Raw genomic sequence first — 1,255 nt, forward strand, 5'->3', positions numbered from 1 at the left:
CAGGCTCCATTATTTGGAGCCTGCTTTTTATGACTTTATTCTATGACCTATGAATTAAACAAACAGAGAAGCATTGCGTCTGGTGGTATTTCTTCACCATCATGAAGTCTTGTATTACTCGATATATCAAATCCAATCATTTCACCCAGTTTTTCAGTATCTCTTATATCATTAATCACCTTGATAATGGGTGTCCGAGTTGGAGTCCCCCTCCCATCCTTATGCCAATGAATGCCGGCAGTTACCCCACGAATCAACTCCCACTGCGTGATATCGGAATACTCATCCAGTAAACCCTGGCCATTGCCTGTTCGCATCACATGCGACAACATCACTGGACGATACGTATTGCCTGCTGTATCGAGAGCCGTATTCTTACTACAGTCATCTAGGTTAAAATCTTCACGCTTAATTAAGTGTCTGTTGGCCACGCTGTTGTTACTATCCGTCATATTGATAAAAACGCGCTGAGGTTTTAGGGTATAAACGTAGGTTATTGAGTATCCTTCAGTCTTATGAGACACCGTCGTCTCTAAAACTGTCTCCTCCATGACTGGATTATTATATTCAGACCCCAACCAGTATTTATTCTTAAAGGTAGGAATAGCCTCAGCAGCCTTTCCTTTTACTACTCTATGCACTGCGGTTTCAGTGTCAGGATCAAAAAGACCTTGTTCGGGCTTAAGCCGCAGCTCTGCCATTGTGGCGTCCGGGATATTATACGGCCCATTTTTAGTACTATCATAAAAACGATGGAGTGTTGTCCTTGGCTCCGGTGTCGCTGACCATTCCGTAGAACGCCAATAATCGTAGATAAACAATCCAGCCGCTACCTCTACCGCTCTAAAGTTCACGACCGAGTCAGCAATTGATTCCTGTTTGCCCTCTTCCGTCATAAGCGCCAGCTTGGCCTGAACATTATCAAGACCGACAGAACTGCTTAACGTGGTGGTTAAATATCCATCCTTATCTGTGGTCAGGCTCTGGTTGCCAAAAACCAGCTTACCGTCCTTGGCTAACTGGCCATAGTCATACTTGCCGTCTGGGTGAACTGCCTGCCAAATGACCTTGTCGCGGTCAAAGGACAGACCGGGGAGGGCAGCACCACTGGCAGTATCGGTCACTTTTACCCGGTAGGTATGCCCCTGTTTGCTGTCGCCATTCACCTGCGGATGAGGTGAGGTGATTTCAACCTCGCCAAGCTTAACGGCAGCCGAGGCATGCATGGATATCAACGGTAAAAAAAGAAAACTAA

General features: G+C 46.0%; 1 protein-coding gene. It reads right to left on the bottom strand.

Going from position 1 to position 1,255, the window contains the following annotated elements; genetic code table 11:
• Positions 1–47: 47 nt before the first annotated feature.
• A partial coding sequence (locus tag PSI17_RS16880) for a hypothetical protein (RefSeq protein WP_273553061.1) occupies positions 48–1,255 on the bottom strand: 1,208 nt, incomplete at its 5' end.

The organism is Xenorhabdus sp. IM139775 (assembly GCF_028598745.1).
In the GTDB taxonomy this organism is placed as follows: Bacteria; Pseudomonadota; Gammaproteobacteria; order Enterobacterales; family Enterobacteriaceae; genus Xenorhabdus.